This is a genomic window from Staphylococcus lutrae (assembly GCF_002101335.1).
GTDB lineage: Bacteria > Bacillota > Bacilli > Staphylococcales > Staphylococcaceae > Staphylococcus > Staphylococcus lutrae.
The window spans coordinates 240484-265143 of record NZ_CP020773.1; the positions used below are offsets into that span (position 1 = coordinate 240484).

Here is a 24660-nt window from a genome sequence, read left to right on the forward strand (position 1 = left end):
GAGTGGTAGGATGTATGAAAAATCTTCAATTCAGATTGAATCTGTTTTCATTCAACTTTTTAGATACGACAAATAAACTCACATTATATATTTAAAAAATTAATGTGAAAAATGCCGTTACTATTCTTCCTCCCATCCAGACTTTCACTGTCGGCTCTAGATTCTCACTAGATCAGCCATATCAAAAATTTGATACAGGTCGCAGGCTTATGATTTACTGCCGGTTGGGATTTTCACCCAGCCCCGAAAGAATATATGAAATTGTATTGAGAATAAAAGATACGCATAGTCTCTTGCCAAGACTATGCGTATATCTTATCTTATCTATGAATATTTTACAAACATTTATACTATTAAAAATTAATATTTTTATCTCCTGTGCATCAATTGCTATTTCCAAATGACTCAGTGTCAGGTTATTTCTTATGATGTTTCTTTTTGGCTTTTTTCTTTTTTTGTTGCTTATGTTGGGTTTTTTGTTGTTGTTTTCTTTTTTCTTTGTCCAATGCTTTTTGAGCCTGATACGTTTCATACAAGTTTTCTACTGCACGAACAGCCTGTTGTACAATCATATTCACACCATTGCGTTCAAAATTAACTCCGTTTGTGATTTGACCCATCGCACGCATATTTTTCAACGTTCCATATAAAGGGCTAATCACTTCATTTGTCGACGGAACAATTTGAATGCCACCTTGTGGATGCGGTTGTATAATTTGACGATTCTCAAGATCAATGAGCAACGCATCGTCCTCATCTAATTGACTCAAATGTTTTTTTGGACCTGTCGCGTTGATCATAACATCGACTTTCATTTCCTCAGTGACATTTTTAAAACGCAAACGATATTTCCCGTAATACCGACGCACATGTGATAATCCTGATAACACATGAAGATGACCTGCTTCGATTTCTTTAATTAATTGTTGTGCCGTCTCACGCGGCATTGGATTTGTGTTTTCTTTTAAATAGCGATGATATTTGTTCAGAAAATGTGCTTGATCATCACGACTCAAACTGTTCCAAATCCAATCCATATTCTCTTTTAAAGCCTCAAACATACTTTGTAATGCCCCGACCTCTTTAGGATGGTTTAAATCATATTTCAAATCATAAATAGAATCATATTTACGACGCTTAAGGAGCTTCTCTAATGGAATATCACGATCCTCAAATTCTTTTTTAAACAAATTCACTGCCATTTCAAGAGGGACGACACCCATATTTTCTGCTTTTATCTCATCAAATTTCTCTACAGTTATATATTTAAATGTAATACTTTGCATGTCCCCCCGTACACTCGGCAGTTTACCAGTGCGACTCGCCAAAATGATTGGTTTATGTTGATGGTGTGCTAAGGCATATCGTACGACATCTAAACTAGCAAGCCCAGTCCCTAAAATCGCAATTGTATCATTACCATTGACTTCAGATAAAGTTTGATTTGCTGGATAAGGAGAATGAATATACCCTTTTTGCCCTTTTAAATCATATGGATCGTTATAAGACAGTGTTCCTATCGTGAAAAAGACATAATCGTAGGTTTGACACTTATGATGGTCATCAGAAGTACATACAGCAATACGCTTAGGGATCATTTCACTTTCTTGTTCTTCAATATACATATGTGTCACTTGGTGCTTAATGATATTGATGTTGTCAAAAGTCTGATTAAACTGAGCTAAAAAATGTTTCATGTAATGCCCGAATACAAAGCGGGGTAAATATTCTACATCTCCATAATCAAACTCATCTTGCGCATTGTACCATGATCTGAATTCTAACAGATCATCAATATTTAAAGACAATCTATCCACCGGAACATTAATCAATAAGTTCTCGCTATCATTTTGAAACGGCTTCCCTTGGCCCATATTCTGCGCATTGTCATACACATCGACTTCTAATTTTTTAAATTGTTTATATTTAACAAGCTGTCGTAAAACACTGACACCTGCTGTTCCCATTCCAATAATGGCTACTTTCATTTGGCATCATCCTCATTTTCATTTGTTTGATACCCTTACATTATACCTATAAATCGGAGCTGAATTAAAGATTTTACGTGTTTCACCCTTCAAACCAAATGTTGTTGGTATTTTTATAACGGTGTCAAACCTTATTACGATGAAAAATTAAAGTCGAAAGGGCTCAAATGCACATGCTACATTTTATGAATATGTTATAGTAGTATGTAAATAAGGAGTGAATGAATATGTTAAAATTCATTGTTAAAGTTACTGTTGCAACGGTTGTTCTATTTTTAGTATTAGGTCGTAAAAACGAGGCGCAATAACAGCTTGTTAACGCTGCTTTGATAATGATCTTCCGTAAGAATCATGAATCTATTGAGCGGCGTATTGTCATTTCCTCTCATTAAACTTCACACATTCACCCTCTAAAGCGGACTGTATCGTCCCTCTTTAGAGGGTGTTATTTTGGTTTTAAGGTTTGATGTTCAATTTTTAGTCATCATGGCTAGTTGTACTTGATAGATGTTGACGTCGCTTATCACAGTAAACGACGAACGATTGTTTCAATATTTGAAGGGCGTGTTCCGTTTCATAACCATTATACGATATTGAATTGATTCATATTATTAGGTTTTTAAGTTTAAATTTTAATAATTATGGCCATCTTGATGCTTTTTATCGTCCTTATACACAAACCAATTAAAATATTTTCCTTCAGTTTTCATATCTTGATAAAAATCAGCCATAATAATCGCATTACTTTTTGCCCAGTTGATGTCAGTTGCATACTGATGCTCACCAGGATTTTTAGGATTCCATCTCATACTATATAAAGTATTTTGGTTCGGACCAGATAAGTAGTGGTCATGTATAAACTCCGCACCCCCACTGATCGCTTTTTCTGGTGTATCCCATCCTTTTTTCTTCGCATATTCAGCACCAGTTTTAATTGGATCTTCATCTAATGCCCCTACACCATAAAAGTTATAGTACTTTTTACCATCAATCTCGACGCCTTTAGACAACTCAGAAACAACCGATCCTGTTTCAAGAAGTGCATGAGAAATTAAGTATACTTCATTCACTTGTTTATCTTTAGCTGCATTGACAAAATCATCAGTATGCGCTAATAAAGTCGGATGATTTCTTAACATACGTTTAATTCTGTTTTTATCAATACCTTGATACTTTGACAAATTTAAAAATTGGTATTTTTGACGTTTGTCATCCATAAATTTTGAACTATCCATCGCATTTCGAATTTCAGTATCTGATGCATCACGCCAATTCGTATGATTTTTATTTGAAACTTGTTGGCTTGTATAGTTATCAATTTGTTTTTTTGCCGCTTGATCTAGCGTGACATCTAAAACCTCAACATTTTCTACTTGTTTTACACTTTTAAAGAAAATTTGGTCTTCAATCATTTTAAAAAAGAAAAAACCTGCAACACATGCAATGATGAATGACGCGATGACAGCAAGAATTGAGCCTTTCTTGTGCTTTCTCATAAACACACCTCTTCAGAATGTTTCTTTATTGTAGTTTTGTTTGTAACTTACTAGAACTCAAATTTTACCACCTTACACGTTGATGTACAACGCGTATCTATTCTTGTTACACATTCATAAAAAAACAGTAATGAATATGTAAAATAATTCATTACTATTTGTCACGCTGGTAGTCCATCATGATAAAACTGACTGCTTGTGAACGATTTTTATAATAATATGGCGCTAAATTAATAGTCCCTTCTACCGCGCCATCCCGATACATCATCTCTTTTGTCATATTATTAATCATCACAAATTCTGCTCGGTCTCGAATGATGTCTAAATCGTCATTGCGCGCAAAGAAATGTTCTAAATTTAAATGTTCGTAATCCATATTAACCTCCTTATTCAGTCATTTGACATATAAAACGGCCAATGTGACGCGTAAGTCTGTCTATCCTATAAAAATAAACGATAAAATACCATCTACACCTGATATTAAACATAAAATAGCATAAAAAGCACAATGTCACAATCATTTCGCTATGGTATAACACATTTGACCGGTCAAACAGAAAGGCGTGAACGAAATGATATTTGATACACTTTACAAGCAGTATTACAAATTAATCCATTATTTACTCCATCAGCACCATATTTCATATAATTATGAAGAATACTTTCAGCTGTTAACCATTAAGCTGTGGGAACTTTCAATGAAATACCAACCGACATTCAATCAATCTTTTTCAACCTTTGTAAGTTACCGCTTAAAATTTTACTTAATTGACTTATTACGACAACAATCATCACAAGTGCCACTCGTACCCATGACTTCAGAAATCTATGAAATCAGTGATCATACACCCGTTATCAATCACTTCATCTTAAATGATCTCATTCTTGAGTTAAGTCCCGCTCAACAAACATGGCTTCATTATTTTATGGAAGGCTACCTTCAAAAAGAGATTCAACAACGCATGTGCGTCTCTGCAACGACAATTCGAAAATATAAATCAACTACACTCCTTTATTTAAGACAAGCCCTTACAGATGAAAATGTACAGGAAGGAATGAATAGATGATGTCTTTATCTCAACACGACGCCGAAAATATTTTGTTTATCAAAACGGCCCAACAATTGAATTACCGTACTTTTATTCAATATTCAACCTATAATCAACGAAGTCAACTCAATTTGAAACAATATTTGAATCATCTTGCCTACCGATTTCATAAAGAAATACGTACACAAAAAAAGCAAGCTCGTGCACTTTTAAATGTCTCTAAAATGGTCCCTATATTTATGGATTTGACGCTTATTTTATGTCCGTTATTGTCACAACGCGCTCCAATTCAATATTACATCAATATGGCGCAAGTTGTGGCGGCTTCCTCTCAACGAAATGAAACATGCATTCATTTCAAAAACAATACCACACTTGTAGTCCCGATACCTTTACATCAATTCGTCAGTCAATGGAAAGATGCACACATGCTCTCAACACTCATCATAAACTAGCGGACACGATTCATTTTGTAATCGAGCAAGCGCTTTGTGAAAAAGGCATTGCTACGCTTCATTAAATAAATGGTCAAGATCATTAAGAGAATGGCGCAGATAAGTATAACAACGACTAGACTTATCGACAAATGCACTTGTGGCTGGATAAAATAATGTACAGCACTCAAACTGAGTAATAAACCCGTAATAAATAAGCCTAACAAGATAATATTCGTTACCAATAAACCGATGAGAGATGTAACAAGATGCCCTGTTGACAACACGCGTGTTTTGAAAACATGTTGTTGCAAGTAATCATATACAAATCTACGCGGGGATTGATATTCTTGCTGTATTGCTTCAACCGTTTGGTGTTTCATCCATTCCGCAAGCGCCCGTTTCTCGCGTGCATTTAAATACCACATTTCTTTCTTTACTTTATATTCAAACACATCATTTCTCATGGTAAACTCCTTTATGTCATCGATCTTCACAAATAATATCCCAAAAAATCACACATTGCAATCAACACGATAAAAATTAAAAGCACATATGCGTAGGTTAAGCAATCTGGTTACAGCTTACTCACTCCCTACCCATATGTGCGTTTTAATGCAATACTATTGAATTTACAAAATACTTAAACCAGATGATTGTATGTCTTTCGCAAAACCTTGAACCGTATCTACAGACAATTCGTCAATGTCACGTCCAATATTCGGAACTTTTTTAACCACGTCAGCCGGACATGTGATGATATCCGCACCGATTTCATCTGCTTGAATAACATTATATAGCTCACGACAGCTTGCCCACAAAAGCTGAACGCCCGCTTTGCTATGTGTCACTTCAACGGACGCTTTCATGAGTGGCAGTGGATCGACGCCTGTGTCTGCAATACGACCTGCAAAAACAGAAACGTATGTTTCTACACCTGTCGTCACAGCTTCCGTAATGGCTTTCACTTGTTCAAGTGTATAGACAGCAGTTACATTCAGTTTGACGCCTTTAGCTGACAATCTTTCGATCAGTGGAAGCATGGACTCCCCTTTTGTATTAACAATAGGAATTTTAACAAAGATATTTTCTCCAAATTGTTGAATGACTTCTGCTTCTTTTTCCATGGTTTCCATATCATCACCAAACACTTCAAATGAAATGGATGCATCAGGAATCGCTTCTACAGCTTCTTTTGCAAATTCAATATAATTTTTAACGCCAGCTTTTGCCATTAAGCTTGGATTTGTTGTAAAACCGTCTACTTCTTTATTTTGATATGCACGCTTCATTTGTTCTATATCTGCACCATCTGCAAAAACACGTACTTTTAAATCAGCCATAGCATTGTGCCTCCTTGAATTGTTATTATACTTAAAGTTATAACACTTTTTAGGCTTATCATGCTATTTTTACGCTTAGAAACTTTTTCATTCAATACAAATCATTATAAAAATATGATATGATAACTAGCGATATGAAAAGGAGGCATCGTATGTCCAAGTCTAAGAAATACTTTTATTTATCTGTTTTGTTGATGCTCATCAGTCTTTACTTTAATACATTAAATCCAATGCTTAATATGTATATCACTTCAATCGCAAAGTTAATTTTAGTATGTAGTGTGGTCAATTTTTTGATTTTAATTTTTGCGATTCGTTTTGCTGATAAATCTATCAAACATTTACCTGAGCGTCGAAGTTGGATTCATCAAGCCTCTAAAGTACAACCATTACTTTTGCTTGTTGTATTAATCATCCATCTTATTGCTTCACTCTATACGTTTGGTATTATTTAAAATAGATCAATAATAAAGAATGGTGATGTTTTGAAATATGTTTTCATTTTATTCGGTGGCGCGTTTGGTGCATTGCTTAGATGGCAATTCAGCACGATTCCTACACTGTACCACTTACCTATTGGCACTTTAGTTGCAAATTTAGTAGGTGCCTTCTTTATGGGGTATTTGACCATCTTATTCCGAAGAAAGTGGGCCGCCTTCCCTCGAGTGAAGCAAGGGTTAACGACCGGTCTATTAGGCGCCTTAACAACATTTTCTACCTTCCAAATAGAATTAGTGACACTCATCCATCAAAAACTATGGTTGCCCTTGCTCTTATATAGTTTACTGAGCTACATAGGCGGTCTATTTTGTTGTTATCTCGGGATGAAAATGGGAGGGACTTCAAAATGATTATTTTAATGATTGCACTTGGTGGCGGTTTAGGGGCTGTTTCGCGGGCTGTCATCACGACACTCACACAAAAATCAACACGATTTCAATTGCCCATTGCAACACTGATTGTCAATTGGATAGGCGCCTTCAGCATTGGCTTGCTAGATCATCTTACACCCCTTCCACTCGACTTGAGATTAGGACTGATTACTGGATTACTTGGAGGTTTAACGACCTTCTCAACATTGACACTTGAACTTTTAAATATGTTGAGAAACCAGCAATGGTTATCATTTATAACGTATAGTGTTTTACAATATCCTGGCTGTTTATTTTTGTGTATGATTGGTACACAACTTTAAGACAATCGAAAAAGGGACGACAGTAGCTTATTCAACCCGTTACTGTCGTCCCTTGTTATATTAGACTTTCTATAATACAGTTCCGCTTATATGACGACGATGAATGGCGTCATGCTGCACAGCAAAGCATTGTGCGTGTCATTAATGACCGTTATATTGAAGTGGATCTGGTCCAATGCGGCGGTCCTCATTCAATTGATCTAACAATTGCATCTGTGCATCGGATAATTCAAAATCAAAAACAGCTAAATTGTCTTCAATTCGACTCGATGTTACAGACTTAGGAATCGTTACAACATCATGTTGAATATTCCAACGTATGATGACTTGTGCCGGTGATTTTCCAACCTCAGAAGCCACTTGTTTCACCGTTTCATCTTCTAAGATTTGTGCGTTCATTAAAGGAGACCATGATTCCATTTGTATATGTTGTACTTTTAAATATTGACGTAAACGCGCCTGTGTTAAATACGGGTGGAATTCAACTTGATTAATCACTGGCTTAATGCGTGTTTGGGCTAACAATGCCTCTAAATGTTCAATATTAAAATTACTTACGCCAATATTCTTCACTTTTTGATCATGGTATAAATCTTCCATTCCTCTCCAAGTATCAATCATGACTGCTTCATCCAAACCCGGCCAATGAACTAAATATAAATCTAAATAATCAAGACCTAAACGATCTAAAGATGCTTGATATGCCTTAGCCACATTCTCACGGCCATAGTCATCAAGCCAAAGCTTTGAAGTAATGAAAAGATCTTCCCTTGACAAACCAAACGCCTCAATTGCTTCACGAATACCTTCCCCAACTTTTTCTTCGTTTTGGTATATCATTGCTGTATCAATACTTCGGTAGCCACTTTTAATGGCATGCTTTACAGCTTCCTTCGCTTGATCATTATTCTCAACTCTGAATACACCTAAACCCACTTGTGGCATCGTATTTCCATTATAAAAAGTTACATTATTCATCTCATATCTCTCCTTTTCATCTAACTTTATCCTATCTGAAAACCCCGCTTTAGTGCAATGAATTGAAACTGGAAACCTTCAATATTCAACGCGTGTATGCCATCTATATCAAATCTATGAACACCTATGACAAGCGATAGGTAGATGTAATCATCATATTCTCATTACAGCACGTATCAAAAAAAGGGAACGATATTCAAATGATATCGTCCCCCACACGTTGTGATTCATGATTAATTAAATGATTCAATTTCGTCCATGATATTTTGTAAATCATTGACATCATATTGAATGCGCCCATGAAAGACAAACTTATTGAAGAAATCATTTAACTGCAACGGACCAACCAAAACTTTAGTCGCACCTTGTGATGCATAATTTGAAATGGTGATCGCTTCTTCATGACGTGGATTAAAGTATAAAATGGCAGTTGGTGTATATTTCAAATCTAGTTCGCGTTGTAACTTCACTGCTAATGATTCAATATGTGACAATCGTTCAGTATAATCCACAATTGATAACGCATTTTCAGTTTCACGATTTTGATCTAAAACAATGGTTTGCGGTGTTTGTGGATTTAAATTTAATGTTTTAAACACTTGTTCCATCATAGGATTTTTAGAAAACTGTTGCTGACTAATTCCTTGATATACATGCCCTTTTAACAGCTCTGAGTCAATGAGGTATAGACCTGTACGCGTCAAAACAAGATGGCTTACCCGTGTAATATGCTCTAAATCATTTGTCGGCAAAAAGATATTCGCCATAATGTGCATATCTTCTGGTCGAATTCTCTTTTCTTTCACTAAACGTTCCCGAATGCCGAGTAAGCGCATGTCCGTCACGTATTCACTATGATTTTTTGAAAAAAGTTTTAAAGCATCAATTTCTCTGTTTTTCGACGACATCATTGTTTCATATTCTTCTTTATGTCGTGCTTCTGCTTTTTTCTTGTCAATACGGACTTTTTCAAGTTCTTCCTGGTGTTCGTGCGTTAACTTATCTTGCTTCTCTTGATAGCGATGCGCATATGTTTCTTTAGTTTTCTTTTTGCTTTTCAATGCCACTAAGAACAAAATAAAGAATAATGCTGCAACAACAATCGCAGCGATTAGGCCGATTTCCATTGGACCAAATTGTATCATGAGCAATACCTTCCTTTTATAACTTTTCTACAGTTATTTCTATTATATTAAATAACTATAAAATTAGCGATACTAATCAACAAGAAATTTATTTCAGAGCATTTACAGCATCTTTTAATAATTGAACTTTATCCACACGTTCCCAAGGGAGCTGCACGTCTGTACGACCAAAATGACCGTAAGCAGCGGTTTGTTTATAGATTGGTTTTTGTAAATCTAACATTTGAATAATGCCAGCTGGACGTAAATCAAAGTTTTTACTCACGGCTTCAATCAAAAGTTCCTCTTTGACCTTCCCAGTGCCAAAAGTATCAATGGCAATCGATACCGGTTGCGCTACCCCAATTGCATAGGCCAGTTGCACTTCACACTTGTCAGCAAGATCTGCAGCAACAATATTTTTGGCAACATAACGCGCCGCATATGCAGCCGAACGGTCAACTTTTGTAGGATCTTTACCAGAAAATGCACCGCCACCATGACGTGCATATCCCCCGTACGTATCAACAATGATTTTACGGCCTGTTAAGCCGGCATCTCCTTGTGGTCCACCAATTACGAAACGTCCTGTTGGATTAATGAAAAATTTTGTATCTTCATCTAAAAGCTTTTCATCAACCGTTGGGTAAATAACATGGGCTTTAATATCATTTTGAATTTTCTCAAGTTCAACTTCTTCATGATGTTGAGAAGAAATAACAATCGTATCGATTCGCTTAGGTTGATCGTTTTCATCATATTCCACAGTTACTTGTACTTTCCCATCCGGTCTTAAATAATCTAAAGTGCCATTTTTACGCACTTCAGATAAACGTTTAGATAATTTATGTGATAAATCAATTGGTAATGGCATGAGTGCCTCTGTTTCATTTGTCGCAAATCCAAACATTAATCCTTGATCGCCTGCACCTGTGTTGAGTACCTCTTCATTTGAATCATCGCGGTATTCTAGCGCACGATCTACCCCTTGTGCGATATCTGGTGATTGTTCATCAATAGCAGTTAATACTGACATCGTCTTATAATCGTAACCATACTTCGCTCGTGTGTAACCAATTTCTTTGACTGTTTCTCTTACGACTTTCGGGATATCAACATATGTAGAAGTTGAAATCTCACCTGCAATTAATGCCATTCCAGTCGTCACTGTTGTTTCACAAGCGACACGTGCATCTGGGTCTCCTTTTAAGATTTCATCTAAAATTGCATCAGAAATTTGGTCAGCAATTTTGTCTGGGTGACCCTCAGTAACTGATTCTGAAGTGAATAAACGTCTGTTATAAGTCATCATATACTCCTTTTTATCAAATATTACGAACATTCTCTCTCTGAGCTCAATAAAAAAGAGCCTTTCGACACTATTAAATAGAGTGAAGGCTCTAACGTCCATTCGCTCTTATCGTTCAGACCATAGAAATGTCTGCAAACGGTTTGGCACCTTTCTTCGTTAAAAGAGGTTGCTGGGTTTCATTGGGTCCATGTCCCTCCACCACTCAGGATAAGAGAATCCGTTGTTTTCATATTACATAAATTTGATTACGATGTCAATTTCATCAATGCATCCTAGAATTCATTGCGTTCCTTGCTGTACGAAATGTTTCAGTTGGAAGTGCCCACTACTATAGTGAAAAATTACTTTACTTTCTTTATTTTATCTTTATTTTTTCTAAATTCGGTATGGATTATTTAGCGAATATGTTATACTTTTTAAATGTAAAGGCTTACATTTTCAATATTAATTTGGAGGGATGATACCATGTCATTCGACAAAGAAGCAATTGGCACATTAATTGATAAACCGAGTTCACATTTTCAACTGACTACGACAGAGCTCTACAATAAAATTCTGAAAAGAAACGAAGCTGTGTTAACAGAGTCAGGTGCAATCAATGCCAACACAGGAGAATATACGGGACGCTCCCCTAAAGATAAATTTATTGTTGATAATCCACAAGTTAAAGATGATATTGATTGGGGGAGCGTTAATCAACCTATCTCAGAAGAAAAATTTTTAAAGCTGTATGATAAAGTCATGGATTATTTAAATCAAAAAGATGAATTATTTGTCTTTAGCGGCTATGCAGGAAGTGACAAACAATCACAACTTAAACTATCCGTCATCAATGAATATGCATGGCATAATTTATTTGTTCAAAATTTATTTATCAAACCCAGTTCAAAGGAAGAAGCGTCTAAAATTAAAGCAGATTTCACCCTCATCTCTGCACCGCGCTTTAAAGCAGATCCTGAAATCGATGGGACACGTTCGGAAACATTTGTTATTATTTCATTCAAACACAAAGTTGTCCTTATCGGAGGCACAGAATATGCTGGAGAAATGAAAAAGTCCATTTTCTCTGTGATGAACTACTTACTACCACAAAGAAACATTTTAAGTATGCACTGCTCTGCTAACGTTGGTGATAAGGGGGATGTTGCACTCTTCTTCGGTTTATCAGGAACAGGTAAAACAACACTTTCTGCTGATCCGGATCGCAAACTGATTGGTGATGATGAACATGGTTGGAATGACAACGGTGTCTTTAACATTGAAGGCGGTTGTTACGCAAAGGCCATTCACCTATCTGCTGATAAGGAACCTCAGATTTACAAAGCCATTCGATATGGAACAGTATTAGAAAATGTCGTTGTTAATCCACAGGGCGATATCGATTTTGACGACAATCGTTATACTGAAAACACACGTGCGGCCTACCCTATCGATCATATTGATAATATCGTATTGCCTTCCAAAGCATCACATCCGAATACGATTATTTTTCTTACAGCAGATGCTTTTGGTGTCCTACCTCCAATTGCTAAATTAAATAAAGACCAAGCAATGTATCACTTCTTAAGTGGCTTCACCTCTAAATTAGCAGGGACGGAACGTGGCGTAACAGAACCTCAGCCTTCATTTTCGACTTGTTTCGGCGCGCCGTTTCTCCCATTAAGAGCTGAAGTGTATGCCAAATTATTAGGCCATTTAATCGATGAACATGAAGTAGATGTCTATCTTGTAAATACCGGCTGGACTGGCGGTCAATATGGAACCGGTAACCGTATAAAGTTAAAATATACTCGTAAAATGGTTAACGCCGCTATAAACGGCACATTAAAATCAGTAACTTTCGAAAAAGATCACATCTTTGGTCTATCGATACCTACAGAAATTGAAGGCGTACCGACAACCATTTTACAACCTAAAAATGCATGGTCTGATAAAACAGCCTATGATCAACAAGCACAAAGTTTAGTCGATCGCTTTAAAGAAAACTTCAAAAAATTTGGCACAGAAGCACAGCACCTTGAATCCACTGGTGGCTTCAAAAGTCAAAATTAGACGACAATCAAATGAACGGGATGAAAATCTATTTTAATTTAGATTTTCACCCCGTTCTCTTCTATATATCACTGATTAATTAGCTTTCATTCGACTCGCTATTGCGCCTTTAGCAAATTAAAAACATCTCAGTCTGAATGCATTTGATTTGCTCAATCATCCTTTATTTGCTTCAACTTGCGCTATCCAGTGTTGGATATAATCCAATACTTGTCGTAATGCATCTGGACGCGGGACGTGTCCTTCATCCATTTGATAAAATGTATCGTAACGTGCACCAACACGTTGCAGGTGCTCCTCCAAGTAATAAGCTTGATGAATGCCCACCTGTCGATCCTTTCCACCATGAATAATCAAAATTGGAGGCGCATCAGAGTGAATCGTTTTTAACGCATTTCTGGATTCATAAGCTTCAACTTCTTTTTTGGGGTGGCCGATCATTCGACGTAACATTCCACGTAAATCCACGCGTTCTTCATACATCAAATGTATATCTGACACACCACCCCAAATGATATAGCTGTCCGCCATAACCGTTTGAAAAGTCAACAATCCTTGAATGCCTCCGCGTGAAAATCCGATCAAATGTAATGGAATATGCGCATACTGTGCTTTCAACATTTCCGCAGCAACAATCACATCCTCAAGATCATCACCTGCAAATGCATCATGACCGTCACTCCCATTATTCCCACGATAATACGGTGCAAATACAAGAGTATGCGGTGATATAAATTGGAGTAGTCGTGCAAATCGAACGCGACCCACCTGTCCCTTTCCACCCCGTAAATACATAATCACTCGTTTCACTGGTGCTTCAGGGAGAATACACAGGCCTTTGACATGTAGCGCATGCACTTGATAAGTCCATTCTTCAACACGAAATCCCTTCAAAAAAGCTGGCATTCTTTTACTCTTGATAAAAGCCAAGTTCCTTCACCCTTTCTACACACCGTAAAATGGCTGGATCTTTTAACAAGAAGCTCTTATCTTCTTCCCTCACTGATTTTAAAGAATCGGTTAACACCGGACCCGCAGTCTCAAAATAATGCGCATGTGTTTCTATATCTTTGACCATCACGGCATAGACATCTTTTTTAAAATGCTTTTGATCGCTCTGAACTTCATATTGCGCAATATAATATATATGTTCAGCAATTGCGCCGGTTTCTTCATAAAGTTCCCTCTTTACTGCCGCTTGACTTGTCTCCCCTTGTTCACGCTTACCACCTGGAAATTCTATTCCCCGCTCTTGATGAAACGTAAGTACCCATTGCTGTTGGAAAATAGGCAATGCGAGAACATGTCCTCCATCTTTTATATCAGCATCATTTTTAAAAGCTAATGTCACGAGTTGCTGATTATCATCCGTATACCTCACACCCATACGCCCTTTCTGTGTTACAATATGATTTATTAAAGGAGGATTCATAATGAAAATCATTTTAATATACCTCGTTCGTTTTTATCAGCGTTGTATCTCACCTTTAACGCCGCCCTCATGTCGTTTTTATCCAACATGTTCTAATTATACATTAGAAGCAATCCAAGTTCACGGTGCGATAAAAGGAAGCTGGTTGGGGCTGAAACGCATTTTAAAGTGTCACCCCTTCCATAAAGGCGGATTTGACCCTGTTCCCTTAAAAAAATCATCTCATTCTGATTCTTCATGCAACAACGACCGATGTACAACGGGCGGCTCAAAATAGAGCTGTCCGTGCTTTAAACGCCCAGAGTTTTCACATATATCTCGGTCAAAATAATAACCTTCCGGCGATACATCGCCGGCATAATCTCCCCATTGACTCAACCATGCTGTAAAATAACGACTTAATCCACATTCATACATACCACCGATAACAATTTTTACATGCTCTTTTTGCAATCGCTGCATTATCTCTAGCGTACGATCAATCCCTCCGAGACGAAAAGGTTTTAAAACAACGACTTGTACATGTTGATGTTCTATATCATATAAAATTCGCTCGATACACGTCGCATGTTCATCAATCGCAATCATTGGGAGTTCATCAAAAGGCAACGTGGCATCTAACACCTCAAATGGTTCCTCTATATATGCAAGATATGATTTCAAAGCCTTTAAATCATGCATATGTGCTGCCGTCAACGATTGATTCGCATCGATAGAAATCGGAATGTCTGGATACATCGTTGCAATCAGCTTAACTTGTTCGACGATTCGATCTGACCATTTCATTTTAATTCGACCCGCATGATCAAAACGCATCATACGTTGTGAGAAATCACCATTGATTGTTAATGTCATTGGCACTTGAAAGGATTCAAGCTGAAAAAACATTTGATAAAAAGCCATAACAGCGGTTGCTCGTGCAGCCGGCGTTTCATCAAGCGACGTTAAAAAGTGTTGCGCTGCTTCAAATGATTCAATCGATTGATGACGTACTGTATCAAACCAAGAAATCAACGCGAATTGAACGGTTTTAATCGTTTCTTGATGATACCAAGGCGAATCGAAAGCATTACATTCTCCAAACCACGAATGGCCTTTGTCATCTATCCACTCAACAAAAAGTGTAGGTCGATGTGTCATATGCACTAAAGGGGTGTGCACAGCATGAACAAAAGAAGGCTGATATATGTGAAAATGCATTTCAGTTAATCTCATTTTTATCCCTCATTTAAAAGTCGTCTTTGCAGTTTGCCAGTACTTGTATACGGTAATGCATCAACAAAATAAATATGTACCGGTAACTTATACTTCGCTAAACGTGCTTCAAGAAATGCTTCCATATCATTCACCCATTGTTGTGCAACAAGATATAAAATAGGGCGTTGTCCCCATTGCACATCTTTAACCGCGGTACACATTGCGTCAATGATATTGGGGTGTGACTTAGCCACAGTTTCAATCTCATATGGATAAATATTCTCTCCTCCACTAATAATCAAGTCTTTTCGTCGATCGTGAATATACACACGCCCCTTGTCATCAATACTCGCAATATCCCCAGTTTTAAAATAACCTTCATGATCAAAAGTATTTGCCATCTGTTGTGGATACAAATAGCCTTGCATGACATTGCCTCCTTTAATGCAGAGCTCACCGTGGCCATTCTCATCTGCATCTACAATTTTAAGAGAAATGTCTCTGCTTGGACATCCTACTGTGTTCGGACTTTCAGATAACATTTTCGGATTTGCCGTTAAAAATTGAGAACACGTCTCAGTCATACCGAACGAGTTGTATATAGGAAGTTGTCGATCTAACGCTTGACGGATAAATTGCCCGTCCAATTTAGCGCCTCCGAGTAATATGCTTTTCAAGTGATACGGTTGATCCAAACCTTGTTCCATTAAGCGCATTAAAGTCACCGGCACTAAAGAAACATGCGTAATCTTTTCTTTTTGTAGTAAAGCGACAACTTTAGAAGTATTGAATTTTTCAAGCAAAAATACAGTAAATCCGTACTGCACACTTCTTAATAAAATGCTTAAACCAGAAATATGATAAATAGGTAACACGGTCAACCATTTCGATTCTGTTGAAAAACCAAGCGTTTGCAAACAAGCCTGCGCACTCATTCGATGATTTTCAAAAGTTTGTGGCACTGCTTTTTGAGGCCCTGTCGTACCAGAAGTAAACATAATGGATGCGATATGCTGTTCATTTAGTCCCGTATGTTGAGGTAACTCTGCATCAATTGCAACTTTCAAATCCATTGATTGAATGACTTGTACCGAAGTTTGAAGTGTTATGTGCGGTTGCGTACTGATGATTAAATCAACGTCTATGGATGCCATTTGACCGTCTATTTCATAAGCTGTAAGTCGATTGTTAATTAATGCAATTTCAATACCATATAACCAGGCCCCATGAATGAGAACGACCGCTTCAATAGAATTGTTAACATAGAGTCCAATGCGAGAACGTTGCAATTGCTTTAAGGCTGCCCCTATCTCCAGCGCGCGCCGTAGCAAGTCTTCAAAGGTGACTTTTTCATCACATGTCTGTATTGCAATCTTTGTTGGATGTTGGTTGGCTTGTTGAATGAGCCAATGTTCCATAATTGTCCCCCCAGAAATAACAAAGTTTCATTATGACTTATTATAGACTGAATCGATCGTTCTTGCATGATTTTAAGACAAAATAATGTGACGCAACCCTCTTCCAAAACCTGTCAACAATCGATTATCATATGTGACTCCAATCGCAAAGGACGTTCACCACGTACCACTCACAATGACCATCCTGATGCATCGATGTTTTAATTGAATCCATCACAAATCAAGGAGACATACGAAATCCCCTTCAAAGAGACATTCGTAATGTCTACATTGAAAGGGATGATATGACACAAAATATTTTTGTATCACACGAGACATGACCTAGCTTTTTCGTGACTTCATTTTTGGACCATAAAGTTCTTCAATAAATTTAAACTTTTCTTCATTTGATAATTGTTCATTATCAATAATTTGAAAAATTTCTGCTTTACGTTGATGTAATGACAGTCGATATTGCTTAAGTTGATACAACCTTTCATAATCTTTTAAAGTTAAATATTTATGTATATGAATCGTTTGACAATGCGGATGGTTGTAGTAGGGTGATGTCGTAATACACAAATCGAATTGTTGATGTAATGTCGTGGCTTCACGTTCTGAATAAGGACCATGAAAATGTCCAATAGCCAATAAATCTTTAAGTTTCGTATATAAAATCGTCTGTTCGACTTTTGAAATATTCGTTACAATAACGATATCTAGGTGATGTGGTGTCGTTTGATGTTCGACATACAACGCCTGAATCGCACATACAAATTCAACTAAGTCGGAAGGACTAAACATTCTGTTAAACTTTTGCTGAAATTGTGATGTTTTTGATAAATTCTCCATGATGTGTTGCGTCAAATCTAACCATCCCATCATATCCTGATCCAACGACACCGTCAATTGGCATCGGTCGGCATAGGCAAAAAATTGTCGGTAATAGACCACTTTCATTAATGTCTGTATCAATTCAAGAAACATCGCTTTATTTTTAAAATGCAAACTTGTCGCACTTTCGAACTCCTCAATAAACATTTCACTAATACACATTAAATCTTTAAAACTGTCACTATCGTAATAAAAGTCATAATCTTTACTAATACACAAAAGTTGGATGGCCATAAAATAAACCTCATTCACGATTTCTGGCACCGTATCTACAAGCTGTTTTACCAATTGCTGACTAATATAAAATTCGAGTCGTTCTTCTATCATTTTTCTCTGAATCGTTTGTAACAACATCGGCTGCGTACTATGAAAAATTAATGATAAAAATAAACAACGACAAAGAATGCGTTTATTCGCTAGTGATACTTTTTTGTGTAAAATATATTCATACTGGTCTAACACACGGTAAAATTCAAATTCGAATGATTGATATTGCTGCACACGCTGCACATCTTGGTTGAAAGTAAGAATATTCTCAAACAACTCGTGATAATCCTCAACCTCAATCGTTTTCACCATCTCAAAAATAAGGTTACGTTGATGTTTTACAGCTGAATCAACGTAGTACCCTTGTTTTTTATCATTTAACAGAACGATATGATAGCGTTCGAACCATTTCTTCACTGCATTTAAGTCACTAATGATCGTATTTTTACTCACACCAAAATACAATTCAAACGTTTTGACTCGTAATATTTTTGTGTGAAAAAGTATGGCCGACGCTATCAAAATAACCCGTTCTTCCTTTTTGAAAATATAGTTGCTTTGATTCTTTTTTTCCTGAAAATATGCTTCAATGGCGATACATTGTGTCGGTGCTATCACAAAATATCCTTGCTCATCCTTTGTAATCGAAGGCATCTCTAATAATTTCAATATATCGTTTAATTTATTAATGTAATAATAAATCATGCGTCTTGAAATCCCTAGCGCCTTTGCAGTCTGACTCACGCTTTTAAACTTCTGACGCTTCTTAAAATAATCCAAAAAACATAACAATTTTTTATCGAAATCAACCATTAGAAATGACACTTCCTTTAAATTCACTCTTTAGTTTTGGAAAGGAATAGACTTTTTAATTTCATTGACCATAGTAAGCATGAGCGCCATGTTTTCTATAATAATGTTTCTCTAGCAAAAATGTATCTATTTCAAAGATATCACGATTTAACGATTCTGATTTCATCGCCATTTCAGCCACTTCTTCTAATATAATTGTATTTTCAACAGCTTGTTTTAGTGATTGTCCAAAAATAAATGGCCCATGCTGTTTTACATTTATTGCGGGTATTGCAAGTGGATTGATTTGATGCTTTTTTAACGTTTCTACAATCACTTTCCCCGTATTGAGTTCATAATTGGTTTTAATTTCTTCTTCTGTTAATGCGCGTGTACAAGGAATTGCACCAAAAAATGTATCTGCATGTGTTGTACCATAAGCGGGTATTTCACGTCCGGCTTGTGCAAAGGCGACTGCGTGTAATGAGTGCGTATGCACAATACTTTGAATTTCATCTAATTGCTGATACAAATAAACATGTGTCGCTAGGTCTGAAGATGGTTTTAACTGATTTTCAAAAGGAACGCCATTTAAATCTGTTAATACCATATCTTCTGGCTTTAATTTCTTATAAGGGACACCGCTTGGTTTTATACAAATGATACCTTTCTCACGATCAATGACACTGACGTTGCCCCAGGTTAATTTTACCAAATTATTTTTAGGTAATTGCATATTCGCTTCATAAACATGTTGCTTTAAAATCACTTCATTCATGTTGATAAGCACCACTCTTTTCCAATTGTTCCATAATAAATTTTTTTGCTGCTTTAATTTCTTTTATTGGCGATTCAGCATGTTCACTCCACATTTCAATTAAAAATGGCCCATGATATTGAAGCGCCTCTAAACATCGAAATGCATGAATAAAATCAACACACCCCTTACCAAAAGGCACATTCTTAAACTGACCCTTAAACGTTTCAGTCACAGCCAATGTATCCTTTAAATGAACAGCAACGATATCGTGCGCCCCACATTTCAATTCATCTTCAACATTGTTTTCTGGCCAAGCCGATAAATTGCCTATATCTGGGTAAACTTTAAGCAGCGGGTGTCGAAGTTCATCTTTTATCACATTATATTTTGTCAAACTTGACATAAATGGATCGTCCATGATTTCTATAGCCAATATGATTTGCTTTGATGCGGCCAACTTTAAAGCTTCACTCAACCCTTCAATAAAACGTCTCCTAGAATCTTCTGTTTTATCCTCATAATAGACGTCATAGCCTGCTAACTGAATCACTTTAATTCCTAATCGATGTGCCAGAAGAATCGCTTTCCTCATTATATCCATCGCCTGTTTTCTTAAATGGGGGTCGGCCGAACCAAATGGAAATCGTCTATGTGCGCTGAGACACATACTTTGAATCGATACCCCTGTATCTAATTGTGCCATGACTATTTTTTTAATTTTTTGCATTGTCCAATCTAAACGTGCAATGCGTTCATCCGTTTCATCAATGGAAAGTTCATAAAACTGAAACCCTAATTCTGACGCTAATTTCAATTGTTCTTCAACGTCTAAATCGAACGGTAACGCTTTTTCATATATTCCTAAATGAATCATTTATCCGAACACCCTTTTTATTTCGGCTTTAAAATCTAATGCAGCTTGATGCGGCGAGACAGCTTCTCTTAAACTTCTACCTGCAATAAAAGCAAATACATGTAAACCTCTGAACTTTTCAATCGTTTCGAGTTCGAGACCCCCTGTCACCGAAACTTTAAATCCCATCTCAATTAATCGGCGTATTTTATTTAAATCTTTCTCCGACCATGTTTCACCCGCTAATAGTGCATCTCGACTTTGATGATAAACCACTTGATGAATTCCATGTGCTAACCATTGTTGCGCTTGTTCAAAAGTCCAATCTCCATAAAGTTCGATTTGTATATCATCCATCACATTTTTTGCAGCGACCATCGTTTGAATCGTTGCTGAACAAATGACAGTCATCCAATTGGCACCTGCATTTTTGCAATTTTGTGCAACCGTACTTCCTGCATCTGCACACTTTGTATCAGCGAGAATACAATGTTCTGGATAGAGTGCACGCATCACTTCAATGGCCGATTTCCCTTCTTGTAGACATAAAATAGTCCCCACTTCTAGGACATCAATGACATCTCCCAACTGTTGGATCGTAGTAATGGCATCTGCTAAATTTTGATTGTCCAGAGCAACTTGTAATAATGGCAATGTCATAAAATACCCTCCTAATTTAAATATACTGACGCATATCAGCCTGATCAATTATCGTTAATACTTCATCGATTGAAGTGGCTGACGTGAGTTTTTCTATAATATGATCGATTTCAAAAACAGCAACGATTTGAGGTATCGCCATTGTGGTATGAATTTCAGCAGAAGTGGCTGCAAGTACAACAAAAACTTGCGCAGACTTCCCATCTGAAAAAATAATCGGCTCATCAAATGTGACTAATGAAAACGCATTTCGACGCACGCCATCTTCCGGACGTGCATGCGGCATGGCCATTCCTTCCATCAACAAATAGTAAGGTCCATAATGTTCTGTACTTTTAATAATCGCATCTGAATACATAGGATCTACCGCCCCACTTTTAACAAGTGGTGCCGTTGATTTTTTTACAGCTTCCTCCCATGTCTCTGCGTGTTGATTTAAAAGCACTGAATTTTCAGATATTAAACTTTCTTTAAAAGTATTCATCTTATATCACCTTTAAATGACAGTTTGTAAATTCGCTTTAATTTCTTGATCATCCATTAAGTTCTCTAACCCTAACAATTGACTTGATGTACGTCCTTCTAATTCATGAATTAAATGTTTGCTAGCAAATACGACATCATATCCATTCGCTTGTGCCTTAGCTTCTCCAACACTACAATAATCTACAATAAAATCTGTAACGTTTAACTCTCTTAAACATTTTTCTATTTTCATTTTGATGACCATCGAACTCCCCATACCGTTACCGCAAGCAGCTAAAATTTTCAACATATTGTTTCCCTCTTTTCTATCATTATTCTAATCCTGTATCATATAACGCTTTGTTTTTAGCGCGAAAATACTGTAATTGTGGTATTAATAAAAGTACGAAAACGATCGCAATATAACCCACCATTCCTAAATGTTGCATCAGTATACCAAAGCCAGGCCATATCAATTCAAAATCAATATTTCCGTGCCATCCACCATATTGATAAAGTTGGAAAATGACGACCGCAATCGCTCCAATACCAACTTGACAGATTCCCGAAACGAACGAACAAATCATTGCTGCACGTGTACCACCCACCTTATTCGCATAGACAGCAATCGTCGCATTATCAAAGAACACAGGTACAAAGCCGGTAATAATTAACACTGGTGAATGAAAGACCAACAACCCGATAATCGTTAAAAATTGTCCAATTGAACCGAATATAAAGCCGAATAAAATGGCATTTTGAGGTGTGAAATTGTAGGACGCTGCACAATCGACTGCAGGTAATGAGCCCGGTAAAATCTTACTTGAAATCCCTTGGAAAGATTGTGTTAATTCTGCCACAAACATTCGAACACCCATCATCAGAATCGCGAGATAAACTGCAAACGATAATGAACTTGAAACGACATAAGTGATGAATGACATTGTTTCTGGAAACTTTTTCGGATCCATATGTCGTAAAAAATCTTCGCCAAGGATGAACAAAATTGTCCCAAAAAATAACAGCATCAACGTCCCTGTTGCAACGATATTATCATGAAAAATTGAAAGCCATTTAGGGAGTTTAATATTGTCTAAATTTTTATTTTTATCACCAATTTTAGGGGCTATTTTATCAACTAACCAAATGGCAAACATTTGCTGATGTCCAATAGCGAAACCAGATTGATTCGTCAAACGTTGCGTCGGCCCTACCGTCAAATTTGAACCAACAGCCCAGTATAATCCTACAAGAATCCCAACCAATATCGCACCGATAAAATTACGATATTCAGGAAAAGCTAAAAATATAATCCATGTCACAGTAGACGCTTGTTGCACCATCACATGTCCAGTAATAAATAAAGTTCTAATTTTAGTGTATTTACGGAATAAGACGACCACAATGTTTAAGATAAAACCAATGAGTAGCGCAAGCATCGTGTATGAAGTCGTTAAGCCTATCGATTTGAGCGCACCATCAACGGCATTCAATCCAAAATAGGGATCAATCACTGCCGCTTTAAGACCAAAGCGCTCACCTAAACCTGCAAGTATAGGTCGAAATGTAGCAACTAACCCACCTGCACCAACCATTAAAATCATATAACCTACAGTCGCTTTAATAAATCCTGCAAAGCATTCATAAAATTTCTTTTTTAATAATGCATATCCAATGAATACAATGATACCAATGAAAAATTCTGGTTTAGACAATATATTATTACTAAACCATGTAAAGCCATTCATTAATATTTGCATATCATTCCCTCCTATCATGCAATATGCCTATAAAAATGATGGGAACGGTAAATCCGTATCAATAGAGAAAACATCATCAAAACCACGTGGATAATGGTATTCAAAATCATCTTTATCATTAGGAAATACAAATTTACCTCCAACTTGCCAAACATAAGGTTTAAATTGATACTTTAACACTTTTCTTTTAAACTCCCATAGTAATAACAATTCTTTAGGATCTGCTTGGAAATTTGTCCAGATGTCGTGATGTACGGGTATCACAACGTCTGCTTTCAAACTTTCTGCCATTCTAAGCATATCCACAGATGTCACCTTATCTGTAATGCCTCTTGGATTTTCACCAAAAGCCCCGATCACCACATTGACATCATGTTGATTTCCATGTTTGGCAAAGTGATTGGAATAATGAGAATCTCCAGCGTGATACAGTGAACCCCCAGATGTTTTAAACAAATAATTGACTGCTATTTCATCCATGTCGACTGGCAACTGATTTTTAAGTGTTACTGATGCATCAGCGGTAACCAAAGCCGTTCGATCAAATGCCTCGAGCACTTGAATTTCAATACTTTTGACTTGAACTTTGTCACCGGGTTTTACAACGATACAACGTTCTTTCGGTACGCCCCAATCTTGCCAAATTTTAACAACTTCTTGCGGACCAATAAAAGGCACATCCGGTGCACTGTTTTTCATTATTGCAGCAGCTGTATGAATATCTAAATGATCCGAATGAATATGAGTCACCACTAACGCATCCACATTTTTAATTTCAAAAGGATCAATCACAAAAGGCTGTGCCCTCAAATTCGGTTGTAAATTTTGACAACCACTCATACGCTGCATTTGATGACCTTTTTTCATTTTAGAATTCTTCTGTGTCCTTTTACCGGTGCCACACCATAAATCACATAAAATATTTGTATTCTCATGTGACTTGAGCCAAATCCCTGTACAACCTAACCACCACATTGCAAAAGTATTTTCTGCAACAATTTCGTTTTCAATCTCTTCATTAAGCCAAGTGCCCCATTCTGGAAAAGTGTTCATCAACCACTTTTCCTTAGTAACTTCATCAATATGTTTCAAAAATCATACACTCCTTTCAATGATGTAAACGCTTACTTAACTACAGTTTATGCGCATTAATATAAAAGAAAAAGTCCAATGTATGTACAAAAAACCTGTACATCATTGGACTCATCGCTA

At 36.7% G+C, this 24660-nt stretch carries 27 protein-coding genes and 2 riboswitches; of the genes, 7 read left to right on the forward strand and 20 right to left on the reverse strand.

Features of this window, described 5'->3' with window-relative positions; translation table 11 throughout:
- Positions 1-120 precede the first annotated feature (120 nt).
- Positions 121-255, reverse strand: a riboswitch (FMN riboswitch).
- Positions 256-416: 161 nt separating this feature from the next.
- The 3 genes from B5P37_RS01140 to B5P37_RS01150 all read right to left on the reverse strand — a co-directional run bounded on the left by B5P37_RS01140 (position 417) and on the right by B5P37_RS01150 (position 3860).
- Positions 417-1988 carry an FAD/NAD(P)-binding protein gene (locus B5P37_RS01140; protein WP_085236305.1) on the reverse strand — a complete coding sequence of 524 codons (1572 nt, stop codon included), beginning with the start codon at positions 1986-1988 and terminating at the stop codon, positions 417-419.
- A 632-nt stretch (positions 1989-2620) separates the two neighbouring features.
- A complete protein-coding gene (gene sagB / locus B5P37_RS01145) occupies positions 2621-3484 on the reverse strand; it encodes a peptidoglycan release complex glucosaminidase SagB (RefSeq protein WP_085236307.1) in 864 nt (287 codons plus the stop codon).
- A 154-nt stretch (positions 3485-3638) separates the two neighbouring features.
- Positions 3639-3860, reverse strand: coding sequence for a hypothetical protein (locus tag B5P37_RS01150; RefSeq protein ID WP_085236309.1), 222 nt, complete (start codon positions 3858-3860; stop codon positions 3639-3641).
- A 196-nt stretch (positions 3861-4056) separates the two neighbouring features.
- Between B5P37_RS01150 and B5P37_RS01155 the strand changes: the two genes are divergently transcribed.
- Entirely contained in the window at positions 4057-4551 is a 495-nt protein-coding gene (locus B5P37_RS01155; protein WP_085236311.1) for a sigma-70 family RNA polymerase sigma factor, read from the forward strand.
- Positions 4548-4988, forward strand: coding sequence for a competence protein ComK (locus B5P37_RS01160; RefSeq protein ID WP_240622364.1), 441 nt, complete (start codon positions 4548-4550; stop codon positions 4986-4988). The genes B5P37_RS01155 and B5P37_RS01160 overlap by 4 nt, the downstream gene beginning before the upstream one ends.
- Here the strand turns inward: B5P37_RS01160 and B5P37_RS01165 are convergent.
- Both B5P37_RS01165 and B5P37_RS01170 read right to left on the reverse strand, forming a co-directional pair.
- Positions 4985-5434, reverse strand: coding sequence for a magnesium transporter (locus B5P37_RS01165; protein ID WP_085236313.1), 450 nt, complete (start codon positions 5432-5434; stop codon positions 4985-4987). The two genes, B5P37_RS01160 and B5P37_RS01165, sit on opposite strands and share 4 nt — an antisense overlap.
- 165 nt (positions 5435-5599) lie before the next feature.
- Positions 5600-6310 (reverse strand): transaldolase, encoded by a 711-nt coding sequence (locus B5P37_RS01170; protein ID WP_085236315.1) that lies wholly within the window; start codon positions 6308-6310, stop codon positions 5600-5602.
- A 152-nt stretch (positions 6311-6462) separates the two neighbouring features.
- Here B5P37_RS01170 and B5P37_RS01175 point away from each other — a divergent pair, with 152 nt between their 5' ends.
- The 3 genes from B5P37_RS01175 to B5P37_RS01185 are packed head-to-tail and all read left to right on the forward strand — an operon-like array spanning position 6463 to position 7505.
- On the forward strand, positions 6463-6765 hold the full coding sequence (locus B5P37_RS01175) for a hypothetical protein (RefSeq protein WP_085236317.1): 303 nt from the start codon (positions 6463-6465) through the stop codon (positions 6763-6765).
- Between the two features lie 30 nt (positions 6766-6795).
- Positions 6796-7161, forward strand: coding sequence for a fluoride efflux transporter CrcB (gene crcB, locus B5P37_RS01180; protein ID WP_085236319.1), 366 nt, complete (start codon positions 6796-6798; stop codon positions 7159-7161).
- Positions 7158-7505, forward strand: a complete 348-nt coding sequence (locus B5P37_RS01185; protein WP_085236322.1) for a fluoride efflux transporter FluC — start codon at positions 7158-7160, stop codon at positions 7503-7505. Before crcB ends, B5P37_RS01185 begins: the two co-directional genes overlap by 4 nt.
- Positions 7506-7646: 141 nt before the next feature.
- Here B5P37_RS01185 and B5P37_RS01190 read toward each other — a convergent pair whose 3' ends face one another.
- The 3 genes from B5P37_RS01190 to metK form a co-directional block, all read right to left on the reverse strand.
- The gene (locus tag B5P37_RS01190) at positions 7647-8483 is read right to left on the reverse strand and encodes an aldo/keto reductase (RefSeq protein ID WP_085236324.1); all 837 of its coding nucleotides are present in this window, start codon (positions 8481-8483) and stop codon (positions 7647-7649) included.
- 233 nt (positions 8484-8716) lie between these two features.
- Complete coding sequence (locus B5P37_RS01195; RefSeq protein WP_085236327.1) at positions 8717-9628, reverse strand: NERD domain-containing protein; 912 nt, start codon at positions 9626-9628, stop codon at positions 8717-8719.
- An 88-nt stretch (positions 9629-9716) separates the two neighbouring features.
- On the reverse strand, positions 9717-10916 hold the full coding sequence (gene metK, locus B5P37_RS01200) for a methionine adenosyltransferase (protein WP_085236330.1): 1200 nt from the start codon (positions 10914-10916) through the stop codon (positions 9717-9719).
- A gap of 105 nt (positions 10917-11021) precedes the next feature.
- A riboswitch (SAM riboswitch) is annotated at positions 11022-11133 on the reverse strand.
- Positions 11134-11384: 251 nt separating this feature from the next.
- Here metK and pckA point away from each other — a divergent pair.
- A complete protein-coding gene (gene pckA / locus B5P37_RS01205; RefSeq protein ID WP_085236333.1) occupies positions 11385-12971 on the forward strand; it encodes a phosphoenolpyruvate carboxykinase (ATP) in 1587 nt (528 codons plus the stop codon).
- A gap of 156 nt (positions 12972-13127) precedes the next feature.
- On the opposite strand, the gene B5P37_RS01210 is transcribed toward pckA, so the two are convergent.
- Together B5P37_RS01210 and ytkD are read right to left on the reverse strand one after the other, a co-directional pair.
- Entirely contained in the window at positions 13128-13877 is a 750-nt protein-coding gene (locus B5P37_RS01210; RefSeq protein ID WP_103322017.1) for an alpha/beta hydrolase family protein, read from the reverse strand.
- A 4-nt stretch (positions 13878-13881) separates the two neighbouring features.
- Complete coding sequence (gene ytkD / locus B5P37_RS01215) at positions 13882-14358, reverse strand: RNA deprotection pyrophosphohydrolase (protein ID WP_240622365.1); 477 nt, start codon at positions 14356-14358, stop codon at positions 13882-13884.
- 46 nt (positions 14359-14404) lie between these two features.
- Between ytkD and yidD the strand changes: the two genes are divergently transcribed.
- Positions 14405-14680 (forward strand): membrane protein insertion efficiency factor YidD, encoded by a 276-nt coding sequence (yidD, locus tag B5P37_RS01220; protein WP_085236338.1) that lies wholly within the window; start codon positions 14405-14407, stop codon positions 14678-14680.
- On the opposite strand, the gene menC is transcribed toward yidD, so the two are convergent.
- The 10 genes from menC to ulaG all read right to left on the reverse strand — a co-directional run bounded on the left by menC (position 14626) and on the right by ulaG (position 24540).
- Entirely contained in the window at positions 14626-15618 is a 993-nt protein-coding gene (gene menC / locus B5P37_RS01225; RefSeq protein ID WP_085236341.1) for an o-succinylbenzoate synthase, read from the reverse strand. The two genes, yidD and menC, sit on opposite strands and share 55 nt — an antisense overlap.
- A 2-nt stretch (positions 15619-15620) precedes the next feature.
- A complete protein-coding gene (menE, locus tag B5P37_RS01230) occupies positions 15621-17018 on the reverse strand; it encodes an o-succinylbenzoate--CoA ligase (protein WP_085236343.1) in 1398 nt (465 codons plus the stop codon).
- A gap of 321 nt (positions 17019-17339) precedes the next feature.
- Positions 17340-18902: a BglG family transcription antiterminator gene (locus B5P37_RS01235; RefSeq protein WP_240622363.1), complete on the reverse strand. Its 1563-nt coding sequence runs from the start codon at positions 18900-18902 to the stop codon at positions 17340-17342.
- Between the two features lie 130 nt (positions 18903-19032).
- On the reverse strand, positions 19033-19728 hold the full coding sequence (gene araD, locus B5P37_RS01240) for an L-ribulose-5-phosphate 4-epimerase AraD (protein ID WP_085236346.1): 696 nt from the start codon (positions 19726-19728) through the stop codon (positions 19033-19035).
- Positions 19721-20584: an L-ribulose-5-phosphate 3-epimerase gene (locus B5P37_RS01245; RefSeq protein WP_085236349.1), complete on the reverse strand. Its 864-nt coding sequence runs from the start codon at positions 20582-20584 to the stop codon at positions 19721-19723. The genes araD and B5P37_RS01245 overlap by 8 nt, the downstream gene beginning before the upstream one ends.
- Entirely contained in the window at positions 20585-21223 is a 639-nt protein-coding gene (locus tag B5P37_RS01250; RefSeq protein ID WP_085236351.1) for a 3-keto-L-gulonate-6-phosphate decarboxylase UlaD, read from the reverse strand.
- Between the two features lie 16 nt (positions 21224-21239).
- A complete protein-coding gene (locus B5P37_RS01255) occupies positions 21240-21707 on the reverse strand; it encodes a PTS sugar transporter subunit IIA (RefSeq protein WP_085236353.1) in 468 nt (155 codons plus the stop codon).
- Between the two features lie 12 nt (positions 21708-21719).
- Positions 21720-21998 carry a PTS sugar transporter subunit IIB gene (locus tag B5P37_RS01260; protein ID WP_085236355.1) on the reverse strand — a complete coding sequence of 93 codons (279 nt, stop codon included), beginning with the start codon at positions 21996-21998 and terminating at the stop codon, positions 21720-21722.
- A gap of 22 nt (positions 21999-22020) precedes the next feature.
- The gene (locus tag B5P37_RS01265; protein WP_085236357.1) at positions 22021-23448 is read right to left on the reverse strand and encodes a PTS ascorbate transporter subunit IIC; all 1428 of its coding nucleotides are present in this window, start codon (positions 23446-23448) and stop codon (positions 22021-22023) included.
- 27 nt (positions 23449-23475) lie between these two features.
- Positions 23476-24540, reverse strand: coding sequence for an L-ascorbate 6-phosphate lactonase (ulaG, locus tag B5P37_RS01270; protein WP_085236359.1), 1065 nt, complete (start codon positions 24538-24540; stop codon positions 23476-23478).
- Between the last annotated feature and the right edge of the window lie 120 nt (positions 24541-24660).